The following is a 24,957-nucleotide window of genomic DNA, read 5'->3' on the forward strand; positions in this document are numbered from 1 at the left end:
ACGGCGCTCATGCTCCCGCCCGCTCGTGCGGGGCGGCCAGCCGGTCGAGCACGTCCTGCACGCCGGCGCCGGCGGTTTCCATCGTGTCCGCGACACGTCCCTCGTCGAGGATCACCAGCCGGTCGGCCAGCACCATCAGCTCCTCCATTTCCGAAGACGTCACCAGCACACCGAGGCCGCGCTCGACCAGGCGGCGGATCGCGTCGTGCACCTCGGCCTTGGCGCCCACATCGATCCCCCGCGTCGGGTCGTCGAGCATGATGGCGCGCGGGTCGGTGGCGAGGCAGCGGGCCAGCAGGACCTTCTGCTGGTTGCCGCCCGAAAGCGAGGTGATGGGCGCATCGGCGCCCGCCGTCTTGATCCCCAGCAGGCGGACGAACTCGGCCACCATTTCGGCCTGCCGGCGGCGGGAGACGAAGCCGTAGCGGGAGATGCGCCGCAGCGCGCAGGCCGTCAGGTTCTCCGCGACCGAGAGCTTCGGAAAGATCCCCTCCGCCCGCCGGTCTTCCGACAGGAAGGCGAGGCCGGCGGCAATCGACCGCTCCGGCGCGGGGGCGGGCAGCGGCCGGCCGCCGACCTCGACCGTGCCGGCACCCGGCGTCTCGATCCCGAAACTCGCCTTCATCGTCTCGGTGCGGCCGGAGCCGAGCAGGCCGGCCAGGCCGACCACCTCGCCGGGCATGACCTCGTAGGACACGTCCCGCACCCGGTTGCGCCAGGTGAGATGGCGCGCGGCCAGCGCAGGGGCGCCCGAAGCCGCCGCGCGCGGCGCGTGCTGGCGCTGCAGCGTTTCCGCGCTCCGCCCCAGCATCGCGGCGATCAGCGCCTGGCGCGGCAGGTCGGCGGCCGGCGCGCTGGCGACCAGGCGGCCGTCGCGCAGCACCGAGAAGCGGTCGCACAGCCGGTAACATTCCGACAGCCGGTGGCTGACGAACAGGATCGCGATGCGCTCGGCCTTCAGCCGGTCGACCACGCGGAACAGGGTCTCGACCTCGCCGCCGGTGAGCGCGGAGGTCGGCTCGTCGAGAATGACGACCTTCGCGCCGAGCCGGATGCCGCGGGCGATCGCGACCATCTGCTGGAGCCCGAGCCCGAGCGTGCCGAGCCGCGCCCGCGGGTCGATGCGCAACTCGTAGCGCGCCAGCAGCGACTGCGCCTCCGCCTCCATCCGGCGCCGGTCGATCAGCCAGCCAAACCGCCTCGGCTCGTGGCCGAGGAAGAGGTTCTCGGCCACGTCCCGTTCGGGGATCAGGTTGATCTCCTGGTAGACGGCGCTGATGCCGTGGCGTTGGGCGGTGCGGGGGGAGTCGAACCGCACCGCCGCGCCGCCCAGCCTGATCGTTCCGTCGTCAGGCTGATGGAACCCGGTCAGCAGCTTGATCAGCGTCGACTTGCCAGCGCCGTTCTCGCCGGCAAGTCCATGCACCTCGCCGGCATTGAGCGTCAGCGACACCCCCTCCAACGCCCGCACCGCACCGAAACGCCTTGAAACGGCGACCGTTTCAAGAACCGGCACAGCATGCTTGCACCCGGCCATGCCGCTCCTCCGCCGTTAGAACGGCACGTTGTTCTTCAGCGCCGCCGCTGCATTCGCCGGGGTGTAGATATGATCCGTCAGCACGATGTGCCGCGGCACCGGCTTACCGTCGAACCAGTTCTGCAGCTCGTGAAACGCGATCGGCCCGAAGCGCGGATTGGTTTCGTCATCGGCATAGATCCAGCCGTCAACGATGTCCTGAACCCCCTGCCGGGTGCCGTCGATCGACACGATCTTGACCTGTCCCGGCTTCTTGCCGGCGTCGCGCAGCGCGGTGATCGCGCCGAACGCCATCGTATCCGCTTGGGCATAGACCGCATTCACATTCGGATGCGCGAGCAGAATCTGGCTCATCACCTTCTGCGCGTCGGTGGTGAACCAGTTACCGGTCTGCTCGGTGACGATCTTCATGCCAGGATAGGCTTTGAGCCCAGCGGCGAAGCCCTTGGTGCGCGCCACCTCCACCGAATTGCCGTAGGCGCCCTGAATCTCCGCCACCATCGCGTGGCCGCCGGTCGCCTTCGCTAGTTCTCGCGCGTCGATCTCGCCTTGCTTGAAATAGAAGTTGGAGCCCAGGAAGCTCAGATAATCGCTGCACTTCGAGCCCGCGGTCCGCCGGTCGAGGGTGAGGATGGGAATGTGCTTGGCTGCGGCCTGCGCGAAAGCCGGTTGCAAGCCGGTCGAATCCAGCGGCGCGATGATCAGCGCCTGCGCGCCTTGGTTGATCATGTTCTCGACATCGGCGACCTGGCGCGACTGGTTGCTATGCGCGTTTGTATAGATCAGCCGGCGGACATGAAACGCTTTCGCCGCATCCCGGACCGACTTGGTCTCACCGGCTCGGAACGGATTGGCATTCGATTCAGACTGGCTGAATCCGACTACGAGCTTCGACAAATTGACATGCGTAGGGTGCGGATTCACGCACACCGCCTTCGACTGCATCTGGGTCATTTTTGCCGTATCCAGGGCCGGCGCCGCCCGCGCGACTCCCACGAAGCTCAAGACGGCCGCCATCGCGCCAAGCGCCGAAGCGCTCCTGAAAATCATCATGTTTCCTCCTTCATGACCGCCTTGACGGCGGCTAGTTGATAGTTTTTTATCGATAACAAGCGATCAAAAACCTGTCAATTATATTTTTTCATCAGATCGTATAAATGAAGAACAGAAAGGAAGAAATACCCGTTTTCGTGAACAAAACCGAAGGCGGGGTCTTGCCGAACCCCCAAGTATTCCGAAATTGTCAAGTATTCCGAATTTAACTTGCACGGTCTCCGGGAATTATTCCTCCACCGGTTCCAAGATTAATTCGCCCTCCCTTTCCGACTTTATTCGCCCGGCTGGGCGGAGTTGGTCGGTTCGGATGTCAACGGCGGATCAAAGCCAGGCCGGCGCGGCGGCGTAAAAACCAGCCACCGGGTTGTGACGTGACAGATATGAGAACGGCCCCTGCAGGGGCCGTTCTCATATCAGCTGCCTGATTGGCGGTGGGTATCAGCTGTCGTTGATTTCGCCGTGCATCTCCAGGATCTGGACGTGCTGCGTGAGACGATCGAGCAGCGCGCCGGTGCCGGAATTTCCCAGAGCGATGATGTTGTCGCAGCGCGCCAGATCGAGCACCAGCATCTTGTTCAGCGACGGGATCGCGGTGAAGTCGAAGGTATCGAGGCTTTTGACCGCCTGGAAGTGCGCCGCACGGATCCGCCGCTCCACCAGCCGGCGTTCGCGATCGAGCAGCTCCAGCTCCGCCAGCCGCAGCAGGAATTTCGGATGATCCGCACGATCCTTCGCGCACTCGGCAGCGACCTTGGCATATTCGCGCAGGAAGGTCGGCAGCTTCAACGCCTTCAGATGATGCGCCAGCAGCACCTGCGGCGTCTCGATCGCGCCGCTCATGCCGCGCCTCGGCTCGGCAAAACGCCATAATCCGCGGCAGAGGTCATCCGCACATGCGCCGCCGGTATCACTAAACCCGGCAGGGGGCTTCCTGCGCCACGACCGTGAAGATGCACGTGATCCGGTAGATTCTGTTCCCCTGTCGCGGGCAGGTCCGGTGCCCGCGACATTCCGTTTGAGCCGGCTTTGCCGGTTAGAGCCGTTCGATCCTGCCGGCAGCCTCGTCGATCAGCGCCACGACCTCATGGACGCGCTCCTTGTCGAGCCCGCCCTGCAGCCGGTTGATGAGTACGTTGCGCAGGTTGTGCATGGCCCGCCGCACGGGCACCGCATCGAGACGGCCGCGCGCATTCCCCACCGCATCCAGCCGGGCAAGGATCAGCGTGACCTCGTCTGCCTGTTCGGCAAGATATGCCTGGCCTTCAGTGGTGATCTCGTAGAGCTTGCGCGTACCGTCCGTGACCTGCTCGCTGGCCAGTCCCGTTTCCGCGAGCAGCGTGAGCGTCGGATAGACGATGCCCGGGCTGGGCGCATAGGCGCCGCCGGTCCGCTCCTCGATCGCCCGGATCAGTTCATAGCCATGACGCGGCTGCTCGGAGATCAGTTTGAGCAGGACCAGGCGGAGCTGGCCTCCCTCGAACATGCGGCGGCGACCATGACCATGGCGGCCAAAGCCGCCGTCATCGTCGTCGCTCCAGCCGCGACCACCCCCGAAACCGCGGCGACCGGCGCCGAACCGCCCGGCAAGGCGCATCATTTCTTCATTCAGGCCATGCCGGCCCATGTGTCTTCCAAACATGACTATCCTCGTCACTCCAATATGATGGCACTAAGATATATCTTAATTGGGCCCATGCAAGACCGATCAAGATATATCTTTTGTGTCGGTCGTAATGAACGCCCCGCAAAGGAGGCGCCGGAAACAGGCTCAACCCCTCGCAGCGGGACATGATCGTGTCGGTGTAACGCAACGCGATGTCCGGCGAAGCCTCGGTCGGGATCCGCCGCTACAGCGCAACCAGCAGGCCACGCGCCTCCGACGTAAAATCACCCGGATAGCGCTTCACCGGGAACCGGTGGCCTTCGTATGTTCGGCGGCCAGGGCAGCGCGCATCCCGTCCGTGGTGACAGCGCGTGACGGATCGGCTTTCAGCGCATCAAGAGCCGGGGCCACCTGATCACGCAGCCAGGCTTCCACCACCCGGTCATGCGCCAGCAAGGTGCGCAGCCCGTCGCGGATCACCTCGCTTTCGCTCGCATACTCGACGGCGGCAACCTTGGCAGGGATCTGCTGTGCCATTTCCTTTGGCAAGGTGATGCTCAGTTGCCGGGTCGAGCATATCGCTTATGCTCCTTTCGAAATAGGATTTAATCCTTCCATATGATGCCGATCTGTCTCGACATTCCCTGTCAGTGCCGACTTTACGCTGGCAATCTACCGGTGTTCGTCACCTCCGGTTGCCCTGGCAGACCCGGTGCCTCTTTTACTCGGGCTCGCGGGCGAGTGTGGTTTTCCGCCTGGGCGCGCAGGCCCCAGATGGACTTGTCGAGGTTGATCTCGCCGGCCCGGGCCCTTGCCGCCATGCCGCGGAAATCCCCCCGGGCGTGCTCCTGAAACGCCCGCCGGCCGCGCCGAGATCATGCCGCAGTCCTGTCCGTCGCAATCATCGCCAGGCTTAGCAGGCAAGTTCCTCAAGACCTCGGTTTGTATTGGTATTTTCCCCGAAACCGGTACCTTCATGGGTCTCGGCGAGCTTCGCCCGGCTGGCCAAGCTCTGACATGCACCCTTTGCGCAACGCGTTCATTTACCGGTTCAGGCTCGATGCCGTTCGCCGGCAGGCCGGGGCAGATGGTCAGCTGATCGAACCATGCATCTCGCAGCACAGCAGGAAGGCGTGCGTTTGCGGACAGCCCCCTATCTCAGAGCCGGACCGAAAAATATAGTTGAACGATTACAGTAGGTTGTGATTCAGTTCGCTTGCGAAGACGGATGGAGGCACGATGGCCTAGATTGAAATCGCTCGGCGACGATATCGCCGGTCTGGATTGCGCTACGCAAGCGACCTGACCGATGCCGAATCGGCCTTGATCGCACCGTTCATGCCGGCTCGACTACCTCGAAGCCGGCCCCGGACGGTGCCGCTGCGGCGGATTATGGAGGCCATCTTCTAACCGGTTGCCAGTGGCGGAGGCGGCTCAAGGTTCCGCCTGCGGAGCAGGTGGAATGCCGCCGGAGGTGGCAGATCCCGAAGCAATTCGCGCCGTTCGCCACCGCGCAGGGGTATTTCCACCGCTTCTGTCGCGACGGCACCCTCGATCGGCTCAATCACGTCCTGGTCATACAAGCGCGGGAGTTGGCCAGACGCGAGGCATCGCCCACAGCCGGCGTGATCGATAGCCAGTCGGTCAAGGCCACCGAAGCCGGCGGGCCGCGCGAGTTCGATGCCGGAGAGAAGATCACGGGCGCAAGCGCCACATCATCACGGATACAATCGGCCACCCCGTCAGCGCCGTGGTTCATCATGCCGGTATTCAGGACCGTGACGGGATAGGTGACGTACTCAAATCCGCCAAACCCCTGTGCGTCGATTCGTCCGCTTGCACGCTCTCCTCGATACTGGCGAATATGCCCACTGAAAGGCGGTCCCGGGTGAGCGGGACCGCATCAGTCAAGATCGACCAGCGGGTCTCAGAGGGCTTTCTGCCGCCGGCGAACGACGAGACCGAGAACGAGCAAGCCTGTTCCGAGGAGCAGAACACTGCCCGGTTCCGGTACGTCCACTTTGAGAACTGCCGGTGCTCCGTTCGCCTCAACGTAGTCGACAGCGAAACTTGTCATCGATCCCACAGGTAACGTGCCAATATCGCTGACGGCTTGAGTTTCGCCAGGCGAGTAAGTCACCTTGTTGCCGTTTGCATAGCTGCTGGCGCCATCGTCGTGGGTGATCGTGACGTAGGTGCCTGCAGCTATATTCGCAGCGGGGCCTTGGAGCGAGAACTCCAGATATGAATAATTCGAGCTTCCTGGAGAACTCATCGTGGTTCCAAGGAACGCAGCCTTGCCACCCGTACCGCTGAAATTTGAGATGTTGGCGGTATTCGTAAAGAAGTCGGCGTACGTATTCGACTGTCCCTGATTATTGGTGTTGTCGAAATTCAACTGCCCTGAGTATGTGAAGGAAGCCAGTGCATCTACGGCCGATGGCGCAGGCTGGCTTGCAGCGTTTATGAAGTTGGTGCCGCCAATCATACCGGTCGTTGTGGTCCAGGCCGTTACTAGCCAGGTCGGATTATAAATATCCGCCCGCGCTATTCCCGTGAGGCCGAGGAGCACCACGGCTCCATGTAACAGATATTTGCGGACGCTAGACATGTTCAATCTCCAAACGTTTGAGAAATCATGCCATGAATGACCACGGACACTTCATACATTGAAGTGCGTTCAATAATCAGGCAAAAATTGTGCCGTATTTGCAATATTAATAAAATCAAACGGATATAACGTCTCATTCTATGAGACGTAAGAGATTCCGACAAAATATTATTTCAATATATACTGTGGATTGAAAATAATTTCATAATGGACTTTAGGTTGTATATACTGCGTCGCTGGATGTTCGTTCATCTGATATCAAATTAGTCAGAAAAATATCGATAAATGCCTCATACTTGAGTAGTACTCGATCAGTCGCCCCGCTCAGACCGTCGCGCCAGCGCAAATCTTTGCACGCTCGCAAAACGTAAGCTCAGGGATCGAGGAGAGTGAACATGCGACATGACCGTGCGCAGAAGTTGCGCCGAGAGGGCCACAGCGAAAAAATTTGCGAGGCTTTGAATAATCTTATTTAGTAAATTTCTGGTCAATGACTTCCATCCTGCCAGCATCCAGCTCGATCTTAAAGAAGTCCAGTGTTGGAAATATATCTTTCCATCACCTTGCGACAAACCGACGATTTCACTTGAATTGAGCCTCTTCATGCGCTCGCGAAATTTGATTTTCCTATGACAGCTTTCTAAATCAGCCATGTCAAAACCGAAAGCATTGCTATCATCACCCCACAAAACAACATTCAGTAAGCCATGATCCCGAAGCGTATTGCTCGTCTCTCCAAGATACAGGCAAAGTGTTCCTCCTTTCACCGGCATCGACGACTTTGGACTAGCATCCGAAAGCCCGCTTATTAAATCATTTGAGAGGAGAAACATCCGCCCACCCTTCATCTACACGATCAAGCAATTGGAATTGGGTTCCACGCCAGCACCGCCGAAGTTCGGGTTTACCTGGCCGGTACGAATCCGAGTTCCAGCAGGCGGGGTAACCGAGGCTATACCTGTCGGAACTTCCGGCAGCGCAAATTTATCCTCTATTTGCTGCGGTGAAGGCCCCTTGATGTCGGATGCCTTCATAACCCTTTGGCCGCTCGGGGTATCTCCAGAAACAACACGAACGAATGTTTGGTTGCCATCCGAAACAAATTCTGTGACTTGCGTTGCTGGAGCATATGGCGGCTCATAGCCCGCTGGAAATGTGGAATTCATTTCGTCGTCCGAATGTCGAGAACCGCCTGCAATTAGGTCGTCCAATCTTCCCTTAGCAGGTTCGCCTTCGTCCACTGCGCCCAGATCTGCCGGAGCTTTTGGTTCGTCGATGGCAACGGGCTTGAGCGGGGCAGGTTCCCCGCGCGGCGTGGTGGCGGACGGACGGGCTCATTCTCTGCCTCTGGCGCCTTGGGTTTCAGCTCATGCATGCGCTCGACGATTTCGCGGAGCAGGACGAGGAGGCCCAGCGAGACCAAAGCCGCCGCGGCGAGTTTGGTGGCGAGTTTGATCTCCTCATCCGTCCTGGCGTGACCGGCCTTGATCACCGCCTCAACGAAATCCTTCCCGGCAATCAGGCCCGCCCATTCGGACAGTCACCAGGCCAGCTCCGCGATCATGCCGTCCACGATCGCATCCGCCCCCGACTCCGCCTGCACGGCCGCGATCCCGCCAAAGAACAGCGCCATTGTCATTTGGCATCACTCTTCCCGTTCATTTTAGGGGCGGCCCTGCCCGAGCTTTCGCTTCAGACGCCTGCTGCCGCGCAGCCGACCTGGTTCAGCAGCGCGGCGCCGGTGCGAATGCCGGCAAGGAAGCAGTCGATCCGCAGGTTTTCGTTCGGCGCATGGTTTGCTTCGTCGAAATTCGCATAGGGCACCACGAAGGCATCGACGCCGAGAATCTTGGTGAACACATAGTCGGGCAGGCTGCCACCCATGCTAGCCGGAATTATGCATGAAGGTTGGCGAGCATAGCGTAGTCCATTGATTCGATGTAAGAATTTGTTGTCGAGACAAATCTTCACCACGACGGAACGCGATGCTCGCCTCGGTTGCAAATACCCCAATTCTCCCTGGTCTGTCACCTGTCGCCGGCAAATCGATCGAGGCCCGCTTCGACGGCGAGATGCTGTCCTCTGACGGCGGTCTGCTGGCATTGCGCGAGGTCGAGAAGCGGCTGGGGATTGCCGCGCAGTTGGCAGCCTGCATCGATGATCCGCGCACGCCGGAGCGCGTCCAGCATGGGCTCGACGAGATCATTCGGTTTCGCATGTTGATGATCGCGGCCGGTTACGAGGATGGCAACGACGCCGACCGGTTGCGCAACGACCCGATGTTCAAACTCGCGATGGAGCGTCTGCCCGAGGCGGGCGATCTGTGCTCGCAAGCGACGATTTCACGCACCGAGAATTTGCCCGGTCCTCGCGCGCTGCTGCGCATGGGCCTGGCGATGGTCGAGCATTATTGTGCGAGTTTCCGCACCATACCCAACCGGGTCGTGCTCGATATCGACGATACCTTCGATGCCGCTCACGGCGCGCAGCAACTCTGCTTGTTCAACGCACACCACGATGAGTACGGTTTCCAGCCGATTGTGGTATTCGACGGCGACGGCCGGATGCTCGCCGCGGTGCTGCGTCCGGCGTGCCGGCCAAAAGGTAGCCAGATCGTCAAATGGTTGCGCCGGCTGATCGACGCCATCCGCAGCCACTGGCCCCGCACCGCGATCATGCTGCGCGGTGATTCGCACTACTGCACGCCGGAGGTGCTGCGGTTCTGTCGGGCGCGTCGCCTCGATTACATCTTCGGCGTCGCACCGACCACGACGCTGCGCAAGCACGTCATCGCGCTGGAGGCCAGCACCACGGCGCGCGCGCAACAAGCTCCGGGAGAGAAAATCCGGCGGTTCAAAGAGTTCAATGATGGCGCAGCAAGCTGGGACCGCGTCGAGCGGATCATCGCCCGCGTCGAGGCCGGGCCGATGGGGGTCGATACCCGCTTCATCGTTACCAGCCTGAAGGCAGGTTCCCCGCGCACCCTGTATCAAGAGATCTACTGCGCGCGTGGCCAGGCCGAGAACCATATCAAGGCGTGGAAGACCCATCTTGCCGCCGACCGGACCTCGTGCTCGCGGGCCAGCGCCAACCAGATGCGCCTGTTTCTGCATATCGGCGCCTACTGGCTGATGTGGAGTTTGCGCTCCCTGATGCCGCGCCGGTCGCGCTGGCGTGGTATCCAGTTCGATACCCTGCGCCTGCGCCTGATCAAACTCGCCGTCCGCCTCGAAACCCTGAAACGCTCGATCCGTCTGCATCTGCCGCGCTCAATGCCAGACCAGGCGATCCTCGGCTATGCCCTGGCCAGACTGCCCAGGCTGGTCATCTGATCACAGGGGCGTTTGCCCCGTCCGGTCCCGATCTCTGCCACATCCAACGCCAACACATCATAGAGCCCACCAAAACCAGCCAAGTTCGGCCGGTAAGCCATCACGCCCGCACGACGTCAGGTTGAACAGACCGCCTGAGAAAAATCAGAGGAAATGCGCTCGTGAATAATCCCGGCTAGGAAGCTCAAGCGGCTCGATCCCCTGGGCCTGAACCACCGCCTCCCGCAGTACCGCCCGCCAAGGCGAGTCCATCGAGGTGCGCGATGGCTGCATGCCACCCTGCGGCACGAACTCTACATCCGGTGCGAATTTCTTCACATGCTCCGCGACGCAGGTCCGCACCTGTTCGACCGTCATCGCTTCGACGAGGCGAATATCGCATTTCGCCACAGCCTCGCTCGGTAGCACGGTCTTGGAGCCGGGCCCGCCATAGCCGCCATGGAGGCCGTTGATCGTGAGGGTCGGATGAAACATCAGACGGTCGAAGAGCGGGCGGTCGCGCGGCGCATCGAGCTCGGTGAGACCCGCCTCTTTCATATAGGCAGGCATGTCGTCTGGCAGGCGCGCGATCGCCGCGCGCTCGGTCGCCGTCGCCGCCCGAACCGGATCGGCCAGGCCGGCGATCGTGATCTCACCCGCTGGTGTTTTCATCGAAGCAAGGAGATGAACCAGCTTCCAGACTGCATTCGGCATGACGCCGCCGTAATTGCCCGAATGCGCGTCCCGCGAACCGGTACGTGCCCGCAGTTCGAAGGAGAATACACCACGCACACCATAGAGGATCAGCGGCAGGCCCGACTGGTGCCGGCCGCCATCCGCCGTCACCACGAGGTCGGCACGCAAGCGGTCGGCATGGGTCCGCACGAAATCGGCGATGTGCGGGCTGCCAATCTCTTCTTCGCCCTCCAGGAGCAGGATAACATTGCAGGGTAGCCGGCCGCTGACGACGAGATGCGCCTCGATCGCCAGGATCTGAGCGAAGTGCTGTCCCTTGTTGTCGCCCAAGCCTCGCCCCCAGATCCGGCCGTCGCGGATCGTCGGCTCGAAGGGCGGGCTCTTCCAAAGCTCTAGCGGTTCGGGCGGCTGCACGTCGTAATGGCCGTAGAGCAGTATCGTTGGCATTTCTGGTCCAGCCTCGTAACGCGCTAGTACCATCGGATGGCCCGCAGTGGGAACCGCCTCGGCCACCATGCCGAGCCCGGCGAGCATGTCCACCAGCATCCCGGAAACTTCGGCGATGCCGCGATTCTGCGCGCTGATCGCCGGATGGCGGGCATAGTCGATCAGCCGGCGAATATAGTTTTCCGAGCGGGCATCGATATACGCGAAGATATCGTCAAGCATTGACGCGGCGGTGTTACCCATGTCAGCCCTCCTTGATGGGCATTGCCTTCTCCACCAGCCGGATCCAGTAGGCGCAGCCGATAGGGATCAGCTCGTCGTTGAAATCGTAGAGCGGGTGGTGCAGGCGCGGGCGGTCCTCGCCAATGCCGGCGAAGATGAACGCGCCAGGGCGGGCCTGGAGCATAAAGGCGAAGTCCTCCGCCCCCATGGTCGGCCGACACTCCCGGTTCACAGCGGCTTCGCCCGCCACGTTCTGCGCAACCTCGGCGGCGAAGCTGGTCTGCTCCGGATGATTGATCAGGACCGGATAGCTACGCTTGTAATGCACCTCGGCGGTTGCACCGAGCGCTCGCGCAGTCATTTCGGCGGTCTCGGAGATGCGCCGTTCCATCAGATCGCGAATGGTAGGGCTCAGCGTTCTCACCGTGCCGGTCAGTTTCGCGGTTTCGGGAATGACGTTGAACGCATCGCCAACGTGAACCGTCGTCACCGAAAGCACAGCCGCTTCCAGCGGATCCACGTTTCGCGCGGCGATGCTCTGCAGCATCACCGTCACATGGGCCGCAACAAGCGTCGCATCGATGGTGGTGTGCGGGTAGGCGGCGTGACCGCCACGGCCGGTGATGCAGATGGTGAACCGATCGCTCGCGGCCAGCATCGGCCCGGGACGGATGCTGAAATGTCCGAGCGGCTCACCGGGCATGTTGTGCAGCCCATAGACTTCACTGATACCGAAACGATCCATCAGTCCGTCGTCGATCATCGCCTTGGATCCAGCGCCGCCCTCCGCGGCCGGCTGGAAGATGAGCGCCACAGCACCGTCGAAGTTCCGGGTTCCAGCCAAGTGCTTCGCCGCACCGAGCAGCATGGCGGTATGCCCGTCATGGCCGCAGGCATGCATCACTCCCTTTCTGGTCGATGCGTAGGGCAATCCGGTGGCCTCCTCGATCGGCAGCGCGTCCATGTCGGCGCGCAGGCCGACCACCCGTCCCGAGCCGGTCTCGCGCCCCTTGATGATGCCGACAACCCCTGTGCGGCCGATGCCGGTGACGACCTCATCAACGCCGAAATGCCGCAGCTTATCGGCGACTGTTTCAGCGGTGCGGTGCACCTCGTACATGAGCTCAGGGTTGGCATGAAAATGCCGGCGCCATTGCGTTATCTCTTCGGCAAGTTGCTCGACCGCAGGGAATTGACCTGCACCAGGCATGGGCATCTCCAGATGTGAGGGCTTACGCCTCCAGGTAGCCCCCCGCGAAGCGACCGAGGAATCACGGGGTCGACGGCAGGGTAAGGGATTTGTTGGCTTCGGGGAAATGTCAGGTTAGGCAATCGAGGCGCATCATCGATGACCTGCCCCGGGTAATTTCCTCCGGTTGGGATTAGAGTCCGGCCCGGGGCGAGGCGGTGGCGGACGAGGGCGGCGCCGATCCGCTCGATCAGCGCCGGATCGTGAAGCTGGACAGGCGAGAGATCGACCGCAACCGCGATTTGATCGGGCAGGATCGCAATGGAGTGGGGTTCCTGCTGGGGTCTGGTCCACTTTTGGTGGAGTGGGTGTTTGACACATCGCCCGCAGTATGTTGGGGCAAATAATGTTGTGTGCAGGATATGCGCATGATATATGCGCATATCCTGCACACTTACTTCTGGAGGAGCAGCGGATGTCTATGCCACAACCCAGCGACCGCACTGTGGCTTCTTCGCGGCGCGCAACCAATGTCACACTGCCCGCAGCATTGCTGCAGGACGCCCGGAGCCTTGGCATCAATCTGTCGCAAGCTTGCGAACAGGGCGTGGCGACGGCCGTTGCCGCGGCCCGGAGACAACGCTGGCTCGATGAAAACCGTGCAGCATTTCAGGCGTGGAATGAGCATGTCGAGTCGCACGGCTTGCCCTTGGCGGCATACCGGCAGTTTTGATGGCACGGTTCGATGTGCACCCTATGCCCGGAGGCAGACCGGGTTACGTACTCGACGTTCAGGCCGATCTGCTCTCGGAATTGGCGACGCGGGTCGTTGTCCCGCTCCTGCCGGCAGAGATGGCGCCAAAACCCTTCAGCGACCTCAATCCAGTGTTCGAGGTTGACGGCACGCGTCTCGTCATGATGACGCAGGCAATCGCCAGCATCCCACGGCGCGAGCTGAGTCAGCATATTTGCTCGTTGGCTGCGGAGCGCGACAGCATTACCCGAGCCCTCGATGTCCTTCTCATCGGGTTCTAACCCGATTTTGTTCGTGCGCTCCGATAGCATGTAACACGAGTTGATGGAGGTTCCGCCAAGATAGTTGCTTATAGGCCGGGTAGCTGACGAGCGGCTTTTTTCCAAGGTAATTGGTCGGGCCGAAGCCTCGTGGCGAAAGCTCTTTGCGCGGTTGAACGGTCCAGTTCCAGGGCATCTAAAACGGGATCACGCACTTGCCCGTAGATCTTTTCGCGCACGATCAAGAGCGCACCTTCATCATATCGATCCAATGGCGACACGCGAGCCGGGCGCATGCTGGAACCGACTTCCGAACGGTTTGCGGCCGGCCAGTTCAACACCCGATCACATTACACTATGCGGAATAAGATGCGGAGCAAGCGCCACGGCGCCGATGGATGCGGCGGCAGACCGATCACGGCACCTTGTATCCAGAGCGGCCAAGCAGAGGTGCGATCGTTTCAACGAGCCAGTCGACAAAGACCCGCACGCGCGGCGAAAGCTGGCGATGATTCGGATAGATGACGGAAATCGGAGTGGGACTGGGCTGGAAGTCCTGGAGAATCTCCACGAGTGCTCCGGTGTTTAGATCATCCTTGAACCGCAAGCGCGGCGCCTGCACCAGCCCCATCCCGAGGCGCGCCGCAGCAGCACTCGTGTCCGCCCCATTAACCATGACGCGAGCCGGCAACGTCCTCTCGACCTTCACGCCATCGACCATGAATTCCAGCGGCAAGGGCTGGCCCGTGCGCGAGGAGACGAATCCGACCATGAAATGCCCGTCCAGCTGATCCGGCGTTGCTGGCACGCCATGTTCGCTGAGATAGGCGGGGCTGGCACAGATGATCTCCTCCAACACGCCGAGATGCCGGACGATCATATCGCTATCAGGAAGAGTGCCCGCTCGCACGACACAATCAACCCCTTCGCGTACCAAATCGACAAAGCGCTCGCCCTCACCGATATGCACCGTCACGGCTGGATGCAGAGCTAGAAAGGTCGGTAGTGCCGGCAACACGATGCGCGCCAGCGTGCCGACCATGTCGACGCGCAGCAGCCCTGCCACGGCACCGCTGGCCCCCCGGTCCGCATCCTCGAGATCGGCAAGGATACCAATGCAGCGTCGGTAGTAGGCTTCACCCTCGACGGTCGGCTGCACATGCCGTGTCGAGCGTTGCAGCAACCTGGTTCCCAACCTCTTCTCCAGCGCGTTGATCGTGGCGGTCGCTGCCGGTCGGGAGATGGAGCAATCCGCCGCCGCAGCGGTAAAACTGCCACGATCGACGATACGGACGAATAGCTCGAGGGCGGCGAGGCGATCCATGGTCATTATTCTGTCCTGCAAAACAAAGTCGTCTGCAACAGCGGCCTTATTCCGTCGGGCGGGCGGGCCAAATCCGTAGCACCGGAACAGGAGACCCTCATGCCCGCACAATCTCATATCGCAATCGTCACCGGCGGCAGTCGGGGCATTGGCCGTTCGACCGTTGAGGCGCTCGCCCGGCGCGGCGTCAGGTCGATCTTCACCTATCATCGCAGACGGGCAGAAGCAGATGAGGTGGTCGCCGCAACCGAGCGGGCAGGCGCGCGTGCCGCAACCTTGCAACTCGATACGGGGAATACCGCGACCTTTCCGGCCTTTGTCGCCGAACTGCGCAGGATTCTGGCCGAGTGGGGGGTGGAGCAGTTCGACTATCTCATCAATAATGCCGGAACGTCCCACCACGCACCGATCAGCGATATCACCGAGGCGGATTTCGATGCGCTGTTTCGGGTGCACGTGAAGGGCGTTTTCTTTCTTACACAGGCGGTGCTGTCGCTGATCGTCGATGGCGGCCGGATCGTGAACGTCTCGTCGGCGCTGACCCGCGTGGCCTATCCAGGCAGTACTGCCTATGCGTCGATGAAAGGTGCTGTTGAGGTGATGACGAGATACATGGCGAGGGAACTTGGCGCCCGGCGCATTACCGCCAATGTCGTCGCTCCCGGCGCGGTGCAGACCGATTTCAGCGGCGGCATCGTGCGAGACAATCCCGAGGTAAACAAGCGCATTTCAGACCTGACAGCGCTTGGACGGGCGGGTTTGCCCGACGATATCGGTCCGATGATCGCTGCCCTCCTGTCGGAGGACAATCGATGGATCAATGCGCAACGCATTGAAGCCTCCGGTGGGATGGTGATCTGAGGTCGGGGCTCTCCGACCGATACCACGACGGGGTATGGCGCAGGGAAGCGCGCCACGCTCCTTCACGCGAATCACAAGCCATGATTGGCACGTTTCCCGGATGCGTCATCTTCACGCGCATCAAGGTTGAGACAATAATGGAGTTCCTGATGCGCAAGATAGGTCTTATCGGAGGTCTCGCGCTCCGGGCGGGTATTTTCTATTACGAGCAGATCCAAAAAAGGTTCGCCGCGAGCCAAGCTCCACTGCAACTCGTCCTCAGCCACGCAGACGTCTTGCGGGTGTTATCTTATGTAGCCGCAGAGGACAGGATTGCTCTTGGCGCCTATCTCGGGGGCCTGGCCAATGAACTCGCCGATGCCGGGTGCGAAATCGTCGCCATTTCCGCCGTCGCGCCTCATATCGCCATATCGGACATAACACGTGTGGCCCGTGTTCCCCTGATCAGCATATTGGATGCCGTTCCCGCCGGACTTGCTGCCGCCGGGACGGATCGCGTTGCTGTGTTCGGCAACCGTGCTGTCATGCATACGCGCGTCTTCGGAGCCGTTGCGAAACAACGGGATATCTCGCTGGACAGGGATGATCTCGATTGGGTGCACAATACGTATGCCGAGATCGCCATTCACGGGAAACGGGCAACGCAGCCTGAAATGACGGAATTCAGCAGACTGGCCAATCGGCTTTTGCAAAGGAAGAATGCGCAGGCAATTCTTCTAGCGGGAACCGATCTGTCGTCGTTTTATGCGGAACATCAGCCGGATTTCCCACATATCGATCTGGCTCAGCTTCACATCGACCAAATCGTTCGTCATGCTCTGGCCTGAGAGTGCGCCGCCTTTTTTCCTATATTTCCTCTCTCAGGGTGCTGGCCACCTCTTATCCGAGGAGATTTATTCATCTGCACGCCCATATCCATGGCGATCATATCGGCTGAAACACGATGCTAGCAGGTTATCGCCGGGTGCCGACCTTTCCCAATGCCCGGCACATCTTCCCAGCAAGGGAATACTTGAAAGACAACCTGCGATGAGAGACCGAATTGAGAAACAGGGTGACGTTGCGATGATCGGCACAAGTGACATTCAGGCTGCGGAGAGATTGATTCGGCCGCACATACGACGCACGCCGGTTCTGGCCTGCAATGGCGTTGATTTCGGTCTAGCCTCACAGCCGATCACTCTCAAACTCGAATTGCTGCAGCATGCCGGCTCCTTCAAGGCACGGGGTGCCTTCACAAACCTGCTGACAAGAGAAATCCCGACGGTCGGCGTGGTTGCCGCTTCGGGAGGAAACCACGGTGCCGCCGTGGCTTATGCGGCGATGAGGCTCGGAATCCCTGCGCGCATCTTCGTGCCGGCGATCTCGTCTCCGGCCAAGATCCAACGCATCCGCGATTTCGGCGCCGAACTTGTCGTCGGCGGCGAAGGTTATTCCGATGCGCTGGCCGCGAGCGAGGCATGGATCGCAAATAGCGGTGCCCTTGCCATCCATGCCTTCGATCAACGCGAAACGTTGGTCGGACAGGGTACGATTGCGCTTGAAATGGAGGAGCAAGTGGCTGGGCTCAATACCCTGCTGGTCGCTGTCGGCGGTGGTGGGCTGATCGGAGGGATCGCCAGTTGGTATCACGGGCGCATCAAGGTCGTGGGCGTCGAGCCCGAATCATCGCCAACCCTGACGAGGGCGCTCGCCGCCGGCCGACCGGTTGATGCCGAAACCGGCGGAATTGCGGCAGACTCGCTGGCACCGAGGCGGGTCGGCGATCTGGTCTTCCCTATTGCCCGTGATCATGTCGCCGACGTCGTTCTGGTCGGGGATGACGCAATCGCCGATGCCCAGCGTCGCTTGTGGAAAGTGGCGCGCGTGGCCGCTGAGCCAGGCGGCGCTACGGCGCTCGCCGCTTTGCTCTCCGGGCGCTACCGACCTGCACCAGGTGAGAATGTCGGTGTCATCATTAGCGGGGGCAACACCACCGCGGTATCCTTTTGAGGAGCGTCCATCATCGTCGCACTCCCTTCCCTGAAACCTGCTCGCATGGCAGGTCGCCGGGCGCGACGCATCCTGTGGGCATTGCTCACCCATTCACGCTGAATCTTCACGGTCGGATTCAGGATCGGCCTCCGGCCGGCCTGTCTTACGGATCCGATCGAGGCTGATCCTGGTCTCGCGGATCGCGGCGTCGGCTGCCGCCATGACCTCCTCCAGATCGCTGAAGTCGAACGCGAACCGGGGCAGGACGCCACCGGATGGCGCTGGTGGAAGGTCGGCGGGGAAGGGGGCGGCGCAGTCCGAAAAAACACTCCGTCCACCTCACACGTCATCCCGATATCCTTCCGTATACCTGCACACCTGGCGGTGCGTAATTGATCCTGGACAGCCAATGTATATCTAGACGTTAGGTGTCTAAACATCTGCTTTGGCTTGTACGCTATCCGTAACGTTCCAATCCGCTATCGGCCCTCATGCCAACTGCGTCTCAGCGATCAACTCAGCCATCAATTTTTCCGCCGGAAGGGCGCGGGAACGTGGCGCATTGACCAGGAGGTGTATGCGGCCAGTTGGGATAACGGCGAAGGCGCCCACCTCGGCGGAGGGCGCTGGAACAGCAGAGGCGTGCGCGCAGTCTATTATTCGCTAGATCCGGCGACCGCGATTCTCGAGGTCGCCGTGCACAAGGGATTTGGCATACTCGACACACCCCCCACACGCTCACGGCAATAACCGTGGACGACCCGGCGCAGGTTTACGTTGTGGACCGCCGCATGGTTCCAAACCGCAACTGACTTCGTCCGGGTATACCGTCGGCTGGCCAGCAGAAATTCGGGGACGAACTGTTAAGGCAACATCGGTGTTTTCTGATCCCGAGCGCCGTGTCGACGTATAGCTGGAATCTGATCTTCCTCGGAGAAGCAGACTAGTCCGGCTATACGATCAGGCATCAAGAGCGCTTTGCGCTCGACCCGCGCCTCCACCGCCAGCCAGCCCCTGATTCCCGGGCCTGCGCAGGGCGCTGAGTCCAGCGTCGGGACAGCGGAGCCTATCACCGCTTCCGCACCAGCCCGGTCTGGATCAGGACGGCGACCAGCAGGAAGAGGCCGGAGGCGAGGTTCTGGTAATACGAGCTGAGATTGCCGATCTGGTCGATCACGTTCTCGATGACGCCGAGCAGCAGCACGCCCGAGAGGGCGCCGGTCATGGTGCCGACGCCACCGGTCAGCAGCACCCCGCCGATGACGGCGGCGGCGATCGAGCGCAGTTCGTCGCCCTGCCCCGCCGTCGACAGGCCGGAGGAGAGATGCGCGCCCAGCAGCGCGCCGGCGAGGCCCGCCAGCGTGCCCGACAGCACGTAAGTCGCGACCTTGACGGTGGCGACCGGGACGCCGAGCATCCGCGCCGCCTCCTCGTTGCCGCCGATCGCGAACACGGCGACGCCGAAGCGCGACCGGTTCAGCACCAGCGCCGCCAGCGCGAAGCCGGCGAGCAGGATCCAGATCAGGTTGCCGACCCCGAGCAACGTGCCGTTGGCGATCTGGCCGAACAGGCCGGGGTGGACGATGACCATGCTGCTCCTGGCCAGGACGAGATCGAGGCCGCGCACGCCGAGCAGGGCGGCGAGCGTGACGATGAACGGCGCCATGCCGGCGCGGGCGATCAGCAGCCCGTCGATCAGCCCGACCGCCGCGCCCGCCAGGCAGGGCACCAGCAGGGCGGGCACCCAGCCATAGGGCACCGCATAGGCCGCCAGCACCGAGCCGAGGCCGATGACCGAGCCGACCGACAGGTCGAACCCGCCGAGAATGATCACGAAGGTCTGGCCGATCGTCACCAGGCCGACGAAGCTCGCCGCGACGCCGATATTCTCGAAATTGTTGACCGTCGCAAAATACGGGAAGACCGCGCTGGCGATGACCGCGGCGATGGCGAGGACCACGATGGCGCCGCGCGACCGGATCAGCGCGATGATCCGCGCGCGGCGTTCGGTGTCCGGTGCCGCGATGCCCGCACCGGCGGCTGGCGCGCCGCTCATCCGCCGGCCCGCTGCAGGTACAGCGCGGCGACGATGAAGGCCGCCTTGAGGATCTGCGCGTAGCTGAAATTGATGTCGTTCATGATGAAGCTCGCTCCCAGGACCTGCAGCAGCAGGACGCCGAAGACGCCGCCGGCGATCGAGACCCGGCCGCCGGAGAGCGGCGTGCCGCCGATCACGGCCGCGGCGATCGCGTCAAGCTCGAAATTCAGCCCGATATAGTTGGGATCCGCCGCGCCGAGCCGGGCGGCGGCGAACAGGCCGGCAAGCCCCGCAAGCAGGCCGCTCGCCGCATAGACGGCGAACAGCGTCCGCCGCACCTTGATGCCGGCGATCACCGCCGCCGCCTGGTTGGCGCCGATGAAGACGAGGCTGCGCCCGAAGACGGTGGTGCGCACGACGAGGGCGACCGTGGCGGCCAGCGCGAGGGCGATGATCGCGACCATCGGCACCAGCGACACGGCGCCGATGCCGAGCCAGTCGAACACCCCGCCCGTGGGCAGCGACACGCGCGATCCATCGAGCAGCGCCTCGGCCAGGCCGCGGGCGGTGACCAGCAGCGCCAGGCTCGAGATCAGCGGATTGATGTCGAGGAAGGCGATGAGCGCGCCGTTCAGCAGGCCCACCGCGAGGCCGGTGCCCAGCGCCGCGACGACGGAAACACCCGCGCCGCCCGGCAGCGCCAGGGCCATCACCGATGCGGCGAGCGCCATCGACGAGCCGACCGACAGGTCGATCCCCCGCGTGCCGATCGCCAGGCTCTGCCCGAGCGTGATGAGGATGATCGGCGCGGCCTGGAACAGCAGGTTGCGGATCACGATCGGGTTGCGGAACCCCGGCGTGAAGATCAGGTCGACGATCACCAGCAGGGCGAAGGCGATGTAGACGCTCTGCGCGCGCAGCATCGCCGCCGGCGTGTCGTGGCCGGCGCGCGCCGCAAGCCCGGCAAGGCGGGACGGCCTGTTCATGACGGCGCTCATGCTCCCGCCCGCTCGTGCGGGGCGGCCAGCCGGTCGAGCACGTCCTGCACGCCGGCGCCGGCGGTTTCCATCGTGTCCGCGACACGTCCCTCGTCGAGGATCACCAGCCGGTCGGCCAGCACCATCAGCTCCTCCATTTCCGAAGACGTCACCAGCACACCGAGGCCGCGCTCGACCAGGCGGCGGATCGCGTCGTGCACCTCGGCCTTGGCGCCCACATCGATCCCCCGCGTCGGGTCGTCGAGCATGATGGCGCGCGGGTCGGTGGCGAGGCAGCGGGCCAGCAGGACCTTCTGCTGGTTGCCGCCCGAAAGCGAGGTGATGGGCGCATCGGCGCCCGCCGTCTTGATCCCCAGCAGGCGGACGAACTCGGCCACCATTTCGGCCTGCCGGCGGCGGGAGACGAAGCCGTAGCGGGAGATGCGCCGCAGCGCGCAGGCCGTCAGGTTCTCCGCGACCGAGAGCTTCGGAAAGATCCCCTCCGCCCGCCGGTCTTCCGACAGGAAGGCGAGGCCGGCGGCAATCGACCGCTCCGGCGCGGGGGCGGGCAGCGGCCGGCCGCCGACCTCGACCGTGCCGGCACCCGGCGTCTCGATCCCGAAACTCGCCTTCATCGTCTCGGTGCGGCCGGAGCCGAGCAGGCCGGCCAGGCCGACCACCTCGCCGGGCATGACCTCGTAGGACACGTCCCGCACCCGGTTGCGCCAGGTGAGATGGCGCGCGGCCAGCGCAGGGGCGCCCGAAGCCGCCGCGCGCGGCGCGTGCTGGCGCTGCAGCGTTTCCGCGCTCCGCCCCAGCATCGCGGCGATCAGCGCCTGGCGCGGCAGGTCGGCGGCCGGCGCGCTGGCGACCAGGCGGCCGTCGCGCAGCACCGAGAAGCGGTCGCACAGCCGGTAACATTCCGACAGCCGGTGGCTGACGAACAGGATCGCGATGCGCTCGGCCTTCAGCCGGTCGACCACGCGGAACAGGGTCTCGACCTCGCCGCCGGTGAGCGCGGAGGTCGGCTCGTCGAGAATGACGACCTTCGCGCCGAGCCGGATGCCGCGGGCGATCGCGACCATCTGCTGGAGCCCGAGCCCGAGCGTGCCGAGCCGCGCCCGCGGGTCGATGCGCAACTCGTAGCGCGCCAGCAGCGACTGCGCCTCCGCCTCCATCCGGCGCCGGTCGATCAGCCAGCCAAACCGCCTCGGCTCGTGGCCGAGGAAGAGGTTCTCGGCCACGTCCCGTTCGGGGATCAGGTTGATCTCCTGGTAGACGGCGCTGATGCCGTGGCGTTGGGCGGTGCGGGGGGAGTCGAACCGCACCGCCGCGCCGCCCAGCCTGATCGTTCCGTCGTCAGGCTGATGGAACCCGGTCAGCAGCTTGATCAGCGTCGACTTGCCAGCGCCGTTCTCGCCGGCAAGTCCATGCACCTCGCCGGCATTGAGCGTCAGCGACACCCCCTCCAACGCCCGCACCGCACCGAAACGCCTTGAAACGGCGACCGTTTCAAGAACCGGCACAGACATGGGCGTCAGTAGGGAACGCCGCTGGCCAGCGCCGCCTTGGCATTGGCGGGCGTGTAGAGATGATCGCGGATCGTGATCTTCTGCGGCACCGGCTTGCCGTCGAGCCAGTTCTGGATCTCGTGCATGGCGATCGGCCCGAAGCGCGGATTGGTCTCGTCATCGGCATAGATCCAGCCGGAGACGATGTCCTGCACGCCCTGCTTGGTGCCGTCGATGGTCACGATCTTGACCTGCCCCGGCTTCTTGCCGGCGTCGCGCAGGGCGGTGATGGCGCCGTAGGCCATCGTGTCGCTCTGCGTGTAGATCGCGTTGACATCGGGATGCGCGAGCAGAATCTGGCTGACCACCTTCTGCGCGTCGGTCGTCGACCAGTTGCCGGTCTGCGCGGCGATGACCTTCATGCCGGGATATTTCGATATCGCGGCGGCGAAGCCCTTGGTTCTCGCGGTTTCCACCGAATTGCCGTAGGCGCCCTGGATCTCGGCGATCACGGCGTGCCCGCCCGTCGCCTTGGCCAGTTCGCGGCCGTCGATCACACCCTGGTTGTAGAAATCCGACCCGACGAAGCTCAGGAAGTCGGAGCAATGGGTTCCGGCCGTCTCGCGGTCGATCGTGATGATCGGGATATGTTTCGCGACCGCCTGGGCGAAGGCCGGCTGCAGCCCGGTCGAGTTGAGCGGCGCGATGACCAGGGCCTGCGCGCCCTGGTTGATCATGCTCTCGACATCGGCGACCTGCTTCGCCTCGTTGGAATGCGCGTTGGTGTAGATGTAGCGCTTCGCGTGCACCTGATGCGCGGCTTCCCGCAGCGACCGCGTCTCTTCGGCGCGGAACGGGTTCTGGTTGCCCTGCGACTGGGAGAAGCCGACCACGAGGCTCGACAGCTTCGCGTGGCTCGGGTGCGGGTTCACACACACCGCCTTCGACGTTCCCAGGATCATCTGCGCGGCAGTCTGCTTCGCCGCCTGTGCGGATGCGACCGTCAGCATGGCAGCGCCGATGCACGTGGCCGCAAGCAATATCGTTCTGGTCTTCATGTCCCCTCCATTCGCTCTCTTCGGCGTTATCGGGCCGGTTGGCCGTTGTAGTTCCGTATAATGGAACTTAGTTCTATATTCATGCTAAGCGGGCTGTTACAAGCTGTCAAATGCGGATCGGACATCGGCGCCACGGCCCTGGATGCCGCCGCGAATGGCGGGGATTTCGCAGCCCGTTCGGGCCGCTGCGGATAAATTCGGTTTTTTGCAACCAAGGGGGGTTAGCGAATTGACAGCGCAACGTCCCGCTCTACGCTGAAGGTCCCATGAGGATCGACACTCCCGCCAACGAGGCGTCATCGAGCGTTGCCAAGGCCCTGGCGCTGCTGCGTGCCGTCAGCCTCGCCGAGCCGCCCGCCGGGTTCAACGCCCTGCTGGAGCGGACCGGCCTGCCGAAGGCGACGCTCCACAGGCTGCTGCGCGAACTCGCCGATGCCGGGCTGGTCCGCCATCATTCGCCCGACCGCACCTATCGGCCGGCGCTCGGCCTGCTGGAACTCGCCAGCCGCGCCTGGGACTCGATCGACCTGCGGCAGGTGGCTGCCCGCCATGTCGACGCGCTGTGGCACAGCACTCAGGAGACGGTGCACGTCGCCGTGCGCGACGACATCGAGATCATCTATGTTGACAAGCGGGAAAGTCCGAAGGCGCTGCGGCTGTTTTCCTCGATCGGGCGGCGCGGGCCGCTGTACTGCACCGGCGTGGGCAAGGCGATTTTCGCGCATCTTCCCGCCGCCGAGCGCGACGATGTCCTCGCCCGCCTCACCCTGACGCGCCATACGCCGAGCACCATCACGTCGCGGGCCGGCCTGCGCGCGGAGTTCGAGCGGATCCGCCGCGACGGCGTCGCGTTCGACCGCGCCGAGCATGAGGAAGGCATCGTCTGCGTCGCGGCGCCGATCTTCGACCGGCAGGGCCATCCCGTCGCCAGCGTCAGCGTGACCGCACCGGCCGTTCGCATGAATGACGATCGCGTCGCCGCGCTGGCGCCCGAGGTCAGAAGCGCCGCGGAACGGATTTCGCGCGACCTCGCCTTCTCCAACTGCCCGGTCTGATCGCCCCCGCGCCCGCCCGGAGCACCGCCGCCGGACAATGCCCCGCCCCAAGGCAGGCCGGTTTCGCGGCCCGGCTGCCGGAATTTCCGGAACTGGCCGGGAATATTATTTAATATCATATATTTGATGATCGTTTTTGACGAGTTCGGGCTACACTCGCGGCGCGCGGGCGCATTGGGGCCGCCCGCGGGATGGATTTGCGAGGATGCCGAACATGGGGGCAGATGCCGGGACCGCGCCGCAGGGGCGCTCTGGCTGGGCGTTGCGGGGGCTGCCGATCTCTTTCGCCGCGGCCGACATGCAGTCGAAGGCCAGCGCCCGCTACGTGCCGCATCCGGGGCCGGGCGGTGCCGATTGCGCCGTATGCCAGTTCTACGAACCCGCACACCCGGGGGCGCCGACCGGAAACTGCATGGTCGTCGCGGGTCTCGTGGGGGCGCGAGGCTATTGTGACTTCTTCACCTCGCGGTGAG

At 63.1% G+C, this 24,957-nt stretch carries 27 protein-coding genes and 1 pseudogene; 11 read left to right on the forward strand and 17 right to left on the reverse strand.

The genetic code is table 11. The annotated features are described in order from the left end of the window. Window positions 1-7: 7 nt before the first annotated feature. The 5 genes from ACRY_RS13570 to ACRY_RS13590 all read right to left on the reverse strand — a co-directional run bounded on the left by ACRY_RS13570 (window position 8) and on the right by ACRY_RS13590 (window position 4,775). A complete protein-coding gene (locus ACRY_RS13570) occupies window positions 8-1,537 on the reverse strand; it encodes a sugar ABC transporter ATP-binding protein (protein WP_012039885.1) in 1,530 nt (509 codons plus the stop codon). Window positions 1,538-1,552: 15 nt separating this feature from the next. Then, window positions 1,553-2,590 carry an ABC transporter substrate-binding protein gene (locus ACRY_RS13575; protein WP_012039886.1) on the reverse strand — a complete coding sequence of 346 codons (1,038 nt, stop codon included), beginning with the start codon at window positions 2,588-2,590 and terminating at the stop codon, window positions 1,553-1,555. Window positions 2,591-3,031: 441 nt separating this feature from the next. Beyond that, window positions 3,032-3,433, reverse strand: coding sequence for an ATP-binding protein (locus tag ACRY_RS13580; protein WP_012039887.1), 402 nt, complete (start codon window positions 3,431-3,433; stop codon window positions 3,032-3,034). 193 nt (window positions 3,434-3,626) lie between these two features. Next, window positions 3,627-4,217 (reverse strand): PadR family transcriptional regulator, encoded by a 591-nt coding sequence (locus ACRY_RS13585; protein WP_039889143.1) that lies wholly within the window; start codon window positions 4,215-4,217, stop codon window positions 3,627-3,629. 279 nt (window positions 4,218-4,496) lie between these two features. Continuing rightward, window positions 4,497-4,775: a ribbon-helix-helix domain-containing protein gene (locus ACRY_RS13590; protein ID WP_043509186.1), complete on the reverse strand. Its 279-nt coding sequence runs from the start codon at window positions 4,773-4,775 to the stop codon at window positions 4,497-4,499. A gap of 669 nt (window positions 4,776-5,444) precedes the next feature. Here ACRY_RS13590 and ACRY_RS13595 point away from each other — a divergent pair. Further along, window positions 5,445-6,015, forward strand: a pseudogene (locus ACRY_RS13595) (transposase); the annotation flags it as partial. Window positions 6,016-6,123: 108 nt separating this feature from the next. On the opposite strand, the gene ACRY_RS19160 reads toward ACRY_RS13595, so the two are convergent. From ACRY_RS19160 to ACRY_RS13605, 5 genes are all read right to left on the reverse strand, one after another. Continuing rightward, on the reverse strand, window positions 6,124-6,807 hold the full coding sequence (locus ACRY_RS19160) for a PEP-CTERM sorting domain-containing protein (protein ID WP_231295261.1): 684 nt from the start codon (window positions 6,805-6,807) through the stop codon (window positions 6,124-6,126). A gap of 311 nt (window positions 6,808-7,118) precedes the next feature. Then, window positions 7,119-7,655 carry a hypothetical protein gene (locus ACRY_RS19725; protein WP_012039892.1) on the reverse strand — a complete coding sequence of 179 codons (537 nt, stop codon included), beginning with the start codon at window positions 7,653-7,655 and terminating at the stop codon, window positions 7,119-7,121. Next, complete coding sequence (locus ACRY_RS19730) at window positions 7,656-7,973, reverse strand: hypothetical protein (RefSeq protein WP_155856374.1); 318 nt, start codon at window positions 7,971-7,973, stop codon at window positions 7,656-7,658. Window positions 7,974-8,005: 32 nt separating this feature from the next. Then, window positions 8,006-8,299 (reverse strand): hypothetical protein, encoded by a 294-nt coding sequence (locus ACRY_RS20265; RefSeq protein WP_012039893.1) that lies wholly within the window; start codon window positions 8,297-8,299, stop codon window positions 8,006-8,008. Between the two features lie 200 nt (window positions 8,300-8,499). After that, window positions 8,500-8,691 (reverse strand): hypothetical protein, encoded by a 192-nt coding sequence (locus tag ACRY_RS13605; protein WP_043509188.1) that lies wholly within the window; start codon window positions 8,689-8,691, stop codon window positions 8,500-8,502. A gap of 101 nt (window positions 8,692-8,792) precedes the next feature. On the opposite strand from ACRY_RS13605, the gene ACRY_RS13610 reads away from it, so the two are divergent. Beyond that, entirely contained in the window at window positions 8,793-10,139 is a 1,347-nt protein-coding gene (locus ACRY_RS13610) for an IS1380-like element ISAcr4 family transposase (protein ID WP_007424223.1), read from the forward strand. A 144-nt stretch (window positions 10,140-10,283) separates the two neighbouring features. On the opposite strand, the gene ACRY_RS13615 is transcribed toward ACRY_RS13610, so the two are convergent. Both ACRY_RS13615 and ACRY_RS13620 read right to left on the reverse strand, forming a co-directional pair. After that, complete coding sequence (locus ACRY_RS13615; RefSeq protein ID WP_012039895.1) at window positions 10,284-11,504, reverse strand: M20/M25/M40 family metallo-hydrolase; 1,221 nt, start codon at window positions 11,502-11,504, stop codon at window positions 10,284-10,286. A 1-nt stretch (window position 11,505) separates the two neighbouring features. Continuing rightward, window positions 11,506-12,693, reverse strand: coding sequence for a M20 aminoacylase family protein (locus tag ACRY_RS13620; protein WP_012039896.1), 1,188 nt, complete (start codon window positions 12,691-12,693; stop codon window positions 11,506-11,508). 197 nt (window positions 12,694-12,890) lie between these two features. Between ACRY_RS13620 and ACRY_RS19735 the strand changes: the two genes are divergently transcribed. From ACRY_RS19735 to ACRY_RS13625, 3 genes are all read left to right on the forward strand, one after another. Beyond that, window positions 12,891-13,079 carry a hypothetical protein gene (locus tag ACRY_RS19735; RefSeq protein ID WP_155856375.1) on the forward strand — a complete coding sequence of 63 codons (189 nt, stop codon included), beginning with the start codon at window positions 12,891-12,893 and terminating at the stop codon, window positions 13,077-13,079. Window positions 13,080-13,147: 68 nt separating this feature from the next. Further along, on the forward strand, window positions 13,148-13,405 hold the full coding sequence (locus ACRY_RS19170; RefSeq protein ID WP_007424229.1) for a type II toxin-antitoxin system CcdA family antitoxin: 258 nt from the start codon (window positions 13,148-13,150) through the stop codon (window positions 13,403-13,405). Then, window positions 13,405-13,707: a CcdB family protein gene (locus ACRY_RS13625; protein ID WP_039888936.1), complete on the forward strand. Its 303-nt coding sequence runs from the start codon at window positions 13,405-13,407 to the stop codon at window positions 13,705-13,707. The genes ACRY_RS19170 and ACRY_RS13625 overlap by 1 nt, the downstream gene beginning before the upstream one ends. Before the next feature lie 394 nt (window positions 13,708-14,101). Here the strand turns inward: ACRY_RS13625 and ACRY_RS13630 are convergent, their stop codons facing one another. Beyond that, entirely contained in the window at window positions 14,102-15,010 is a 909-nt protein-coding gene (locus ACRY_RS13630; RefSeq protein ID WP_012039898.1) for a LysR family transcriptional regulator, read from the reverse strand. Between the two features lie 99 nt (window positions 15,011-15,109). On the opposite strand from ACRY_RS13630, the gene ACRY_RS13635 reads away from it, so the two are divergent. From ACRY_RS13635 to ACRY_RS20595, 4 genes are all read left to right on the forward strand, one after another. Further along, window positions 15,110-15,871 carry an SDR family NAD(P)-dependent oxidoreductase gene (locus ACRY_RS13635; protein ID WP_012039899.1) on the forward strand — a complete coding sequence of 254 codons (762 nt, stop codon included), beginning with the start codon at window positions 15,110-15,112 and terminating at the stop codon, window positions 15,869-15,871. 137 nt (window positions 15,872-16,008) lie between these two features. Further along, window positions 16,009-16,698 (forward strand): aspartate/glutamate racemase family protein, encoded by a 690-nt coding sequence (locus ACRY_RS13640; protein WP_231295262.1) that lies wholly within the window; start codon window positions 16,009-16,011, stop codon window positions 16,696-16,698. A gap of 238 nt (window positions 16,699-16,936) precedes the next feature. Continuing rightward, entirely contained in the window at window positions 16,937-17,863 is a 927-nt protein-coding gene (locus tag ACRY_RS13645; protein ID WP_012039901.1) for a threonine/serine dehydratase, read from the forward strand. Window positions 17,864-18,418: 555 nt separating this feature from the next. Then, entirely contained in the window at window positions 18,419-18,595 is a 177-nt protein-coding gene (locus tag ACRY_RS20595; RefSeq protein WP_196796267.1) for an RES domain-containing protein, read from the forward strand. A gap of 319 nt (window positions 18,596-18,914) precedes the next feature. Here ACRY_RS20595 and ACRY_RS13650 read toward each other — a convergent pair whose 3' ends face one another. Genes ACRY_RS13650 through ACRY_RS13665 form a run of 4 tightly spaced genes read right to left on the reverse strand, consistent with a single transcriptional unit; the run spans window position 18,915 to window position 23,429 of the window. Next, window positions 18,915-19,901: an ABC transporter permease gene (locus ACRY_RS13650; protein ID WP_012039902.1), complete on the reverse strand. Its 987-nt coding sequence runs from the start codon at window positions 19,899-19,901 to the stop codon at window positions 18,915-18,917. Beyond that, window positions 19,898-20,869, reverse strand: a complete 972-nt coding sequence (locus tag ACRY_RS13655; RefSeq protein WP_007421931.1) for an ABC transporter permease — start codon at window positions 20,867-20,869, stop codon at window positions 19,898-19,900. Before ACRY_RS13655 ends, ACRY_RS13650 begins: the two co-directional genes overlap by 4 nt. A gap of 8 nt (window positions 20,870-20,877) precedes the next feature. Then, window positions 20,878-22,392 (reverse strand): sugar ABC transporter ATP-binding protein, encoded by a 1,515-nt coding sequence (locus ACRY_RS13660; RefSeq protein ID WP_012039903.1) that lies wholly within the window; start codon window positions 22,390-22,392, stop codon window positions 20,878-20,880. 5 nt (window positions 22,393-22,397) lie between these two features. After that, on the reverse strand, window positions 22,398-23,429 hold the full coding sequence (locus tag ACRY_RS13665; protein WP_007424742.1) for an ABC transporter substrate-binding protein: 1,032 nt from the start codon (window positions 23,427-23,429) through the stop codon (window positions 22,398-22,400). 266 nt (window positions 23,430-23,695) lie between these two features. On the opposite strand from ACRY_RS13665, the gene ACRY_RS13670 reads away from it, so the two are divergent. Next, window positions 23,696-24,484: an IclR family transcriptional regulator gene (locus tag ACRY_RS13670; RefSeq protein ID WP_007424743.1), complete on the forward strand. Its 789-nt coding sequence runs from the start codon at window positions 23,696-23,698 to the stop codon at window positions 24,482-24,484. Window positions 24,485-24,698: 214 nt separating this feature from the next. After that, window positions 24,699-24,956, forward strand: a complete 258-nt coding sequence (locus ACRY_RS13675; RefSeq protein WP_013640632.1) for a hypothetical protein — start codon at window positions 24,699-24,701, stop codon at window positions 24,954-24,956. Window position 24,957: the final 1 nt, after the last annotated feature.

Origin of the sequence: Acidiphilium cryptum JF-5, from assembly GCF_000016725.1 — a bacterium.
Classification (GTDB): domain Bacteria; phylum Pseudomonadota; class Alphaproteobacteria; order Acetobacterales; family Acetobacteraceae; genus Acidiphilium; species Acidiphilium multivorum.

Coding starts and splice junctions, on each gene's coding strand:
- ACRY_RS13655 (WP_007421931.1), bottom strand. CDS start 20,869: ATGAACAGGCCGTCCCGCCTTGCCGGGCTTGCGGCGCGCGCCGGCCAC.
- ACRY_RS13580 (WP_012039887.1), bottom strand. CDS start 3,433: ATGAGCGGCGCGATCGAGACGCCGCAGGTGCTGCTGGCGCATCATCTG.
- ACRY_RS19170 (WP_007424229.1), top strand. CDS start 13,148: ATGTCTATGCCACAACCCAGCGACCGCACTGTGGCTTCTTCGCGGCGC.
- ACRY_RS13620 (WP_012039896.1), bottom strand. CDS start 12,693: ATGCCTGGTGCAGGTCAATTCCCTGCGGTCGAGCAACTTGCCGAAGAG.
- ACRY_RS13570 (WP_012039885.1), bottom strand. CDS start 1,537: ATGGCCGGGTGCAAGCATGCTGTGCCGGTTCTTGAAACGGTCGCCGTT.
- ACRY_RS19725 (WP_012039892.1), bottom strand. CDS start 7,655: ATGAAGGGTGGGCGGATGTTTCTCCTCTCAAATGATTTAATAAGCGGG.
- ACRY_RS13625 (WP_039888936.1), top strand. CDS start 13,405: ATGGCACGGTTCGATGTGCACCCTATGCCCGGAGGCAGACCGGGTTAC.
- ACRY_RS13650 (WP_012039902.1), bottom strand. CDS start 19,901: ATGAGCGGCGCGCCAGCCGCCGGTGCGGGCATCGCGGCACCGGACACC.
- ACRY_RS19160 (WP_231295261.1), bottom strand. CDS start 6,807: ATGTCTAGCGTCCGCAAATATCTGTTACATGGAGCCGTGGTGCTCCTC.
- ACRY_RS13660 (WP_012039903.1), bottom strand. CDS start 22,392: ATGTCTGTGCCGGTTCTTGAAACGGTCGCCGTTTCAAGGCGTTTCGGT.
- ACRY_RS13615 (WP_012039895.1), bottom strand. CDS start 11,504: ATGGGTAACACCGCCGCGTCAATGCTTGACGATATCTTCGCGTATATC.
- ACRY_RS13665 (WP_007424742.1), bottom strand. CDS start 23,429: ATGAAGACCAGAACGATATTGCTTGCGGCCACGTGCATCGGCGCTGCC.
- ACRY_RS13605 (WP_043509188.1), bottom strand. CDS start 8,691: ATGGGTGGCAGCCTGCCCGACTATGTGTTCACCAAGATTCTCGGCGTC.
- ACRY_RS13635 (WP_012039899.1), top strand. CDS start 15,110: ATGCCCGCACAATCTCATATCGCAATCGTCACCGGCGGCAGTCGGGGC.
- ACRY_RS13630 (WP_012039898.1), bottom strand. CDS start 15,010: ATGGATCGCCTCGCCGCCCTCGAGCTATTCGTCCGTATCGTCGATCGT.
- ACRY_RS13640 (WP_231295262.1), top strand. CDS start 16,009: ATGGAGTTCCTGATGCGCAAGATAGGTCTTATCGGAGGTCTCGCGCTC.
- ACRY_RS13585 (WP_039889143.1), bottom strand. CDS start 4,217: ATGGGCCGGCATGGCCTGAATGAAGAAATGATGCGCCTTGCCGGGCGG.
- ACRY_RS13575 (WP_012039886.1), bottom strand. CDS start 2,590: ATGATGATTTTCAGGAGCGCTTCGGCGCTTGGCGCGATGGCGGCCGTC.
- ACRY_RS13645 (WP_012039901.1), top strand. CDS start 16,937: ATGATCGGCACAAGTGACATTCAGGCTGCGGAGAGATTGATTCGGCCG.
- ACRY_RS19730 (WP_155856374.1), bottom strand. CDS start 7,973: ATGAATTCCACATTTCCAGCGGGCTATGAGCCGCCATATGCTCCAGCA.
- ACRY_RS13610 (WP_007424223.1), top strand. CDS start 8,793: ATGCTCGCCTCGGTTGCAAATACCCCAATTCTCCCTGGTCTGTCACCT.
- ACRY_RS13675 (WP_013640632.1), top strand. CDS start 24,699: ATGGGGGCAGATGCCGGGACCGCGCCGCAGGGGCGCTCTGGCTGGGCG.
- ACRY_RS13670 (WP_007424743.1), top strand. CDS start 23,696: ATGAGGATCGACACTCCCGCCAACGAGGCGTCATCGAGCGTTGCCAAG.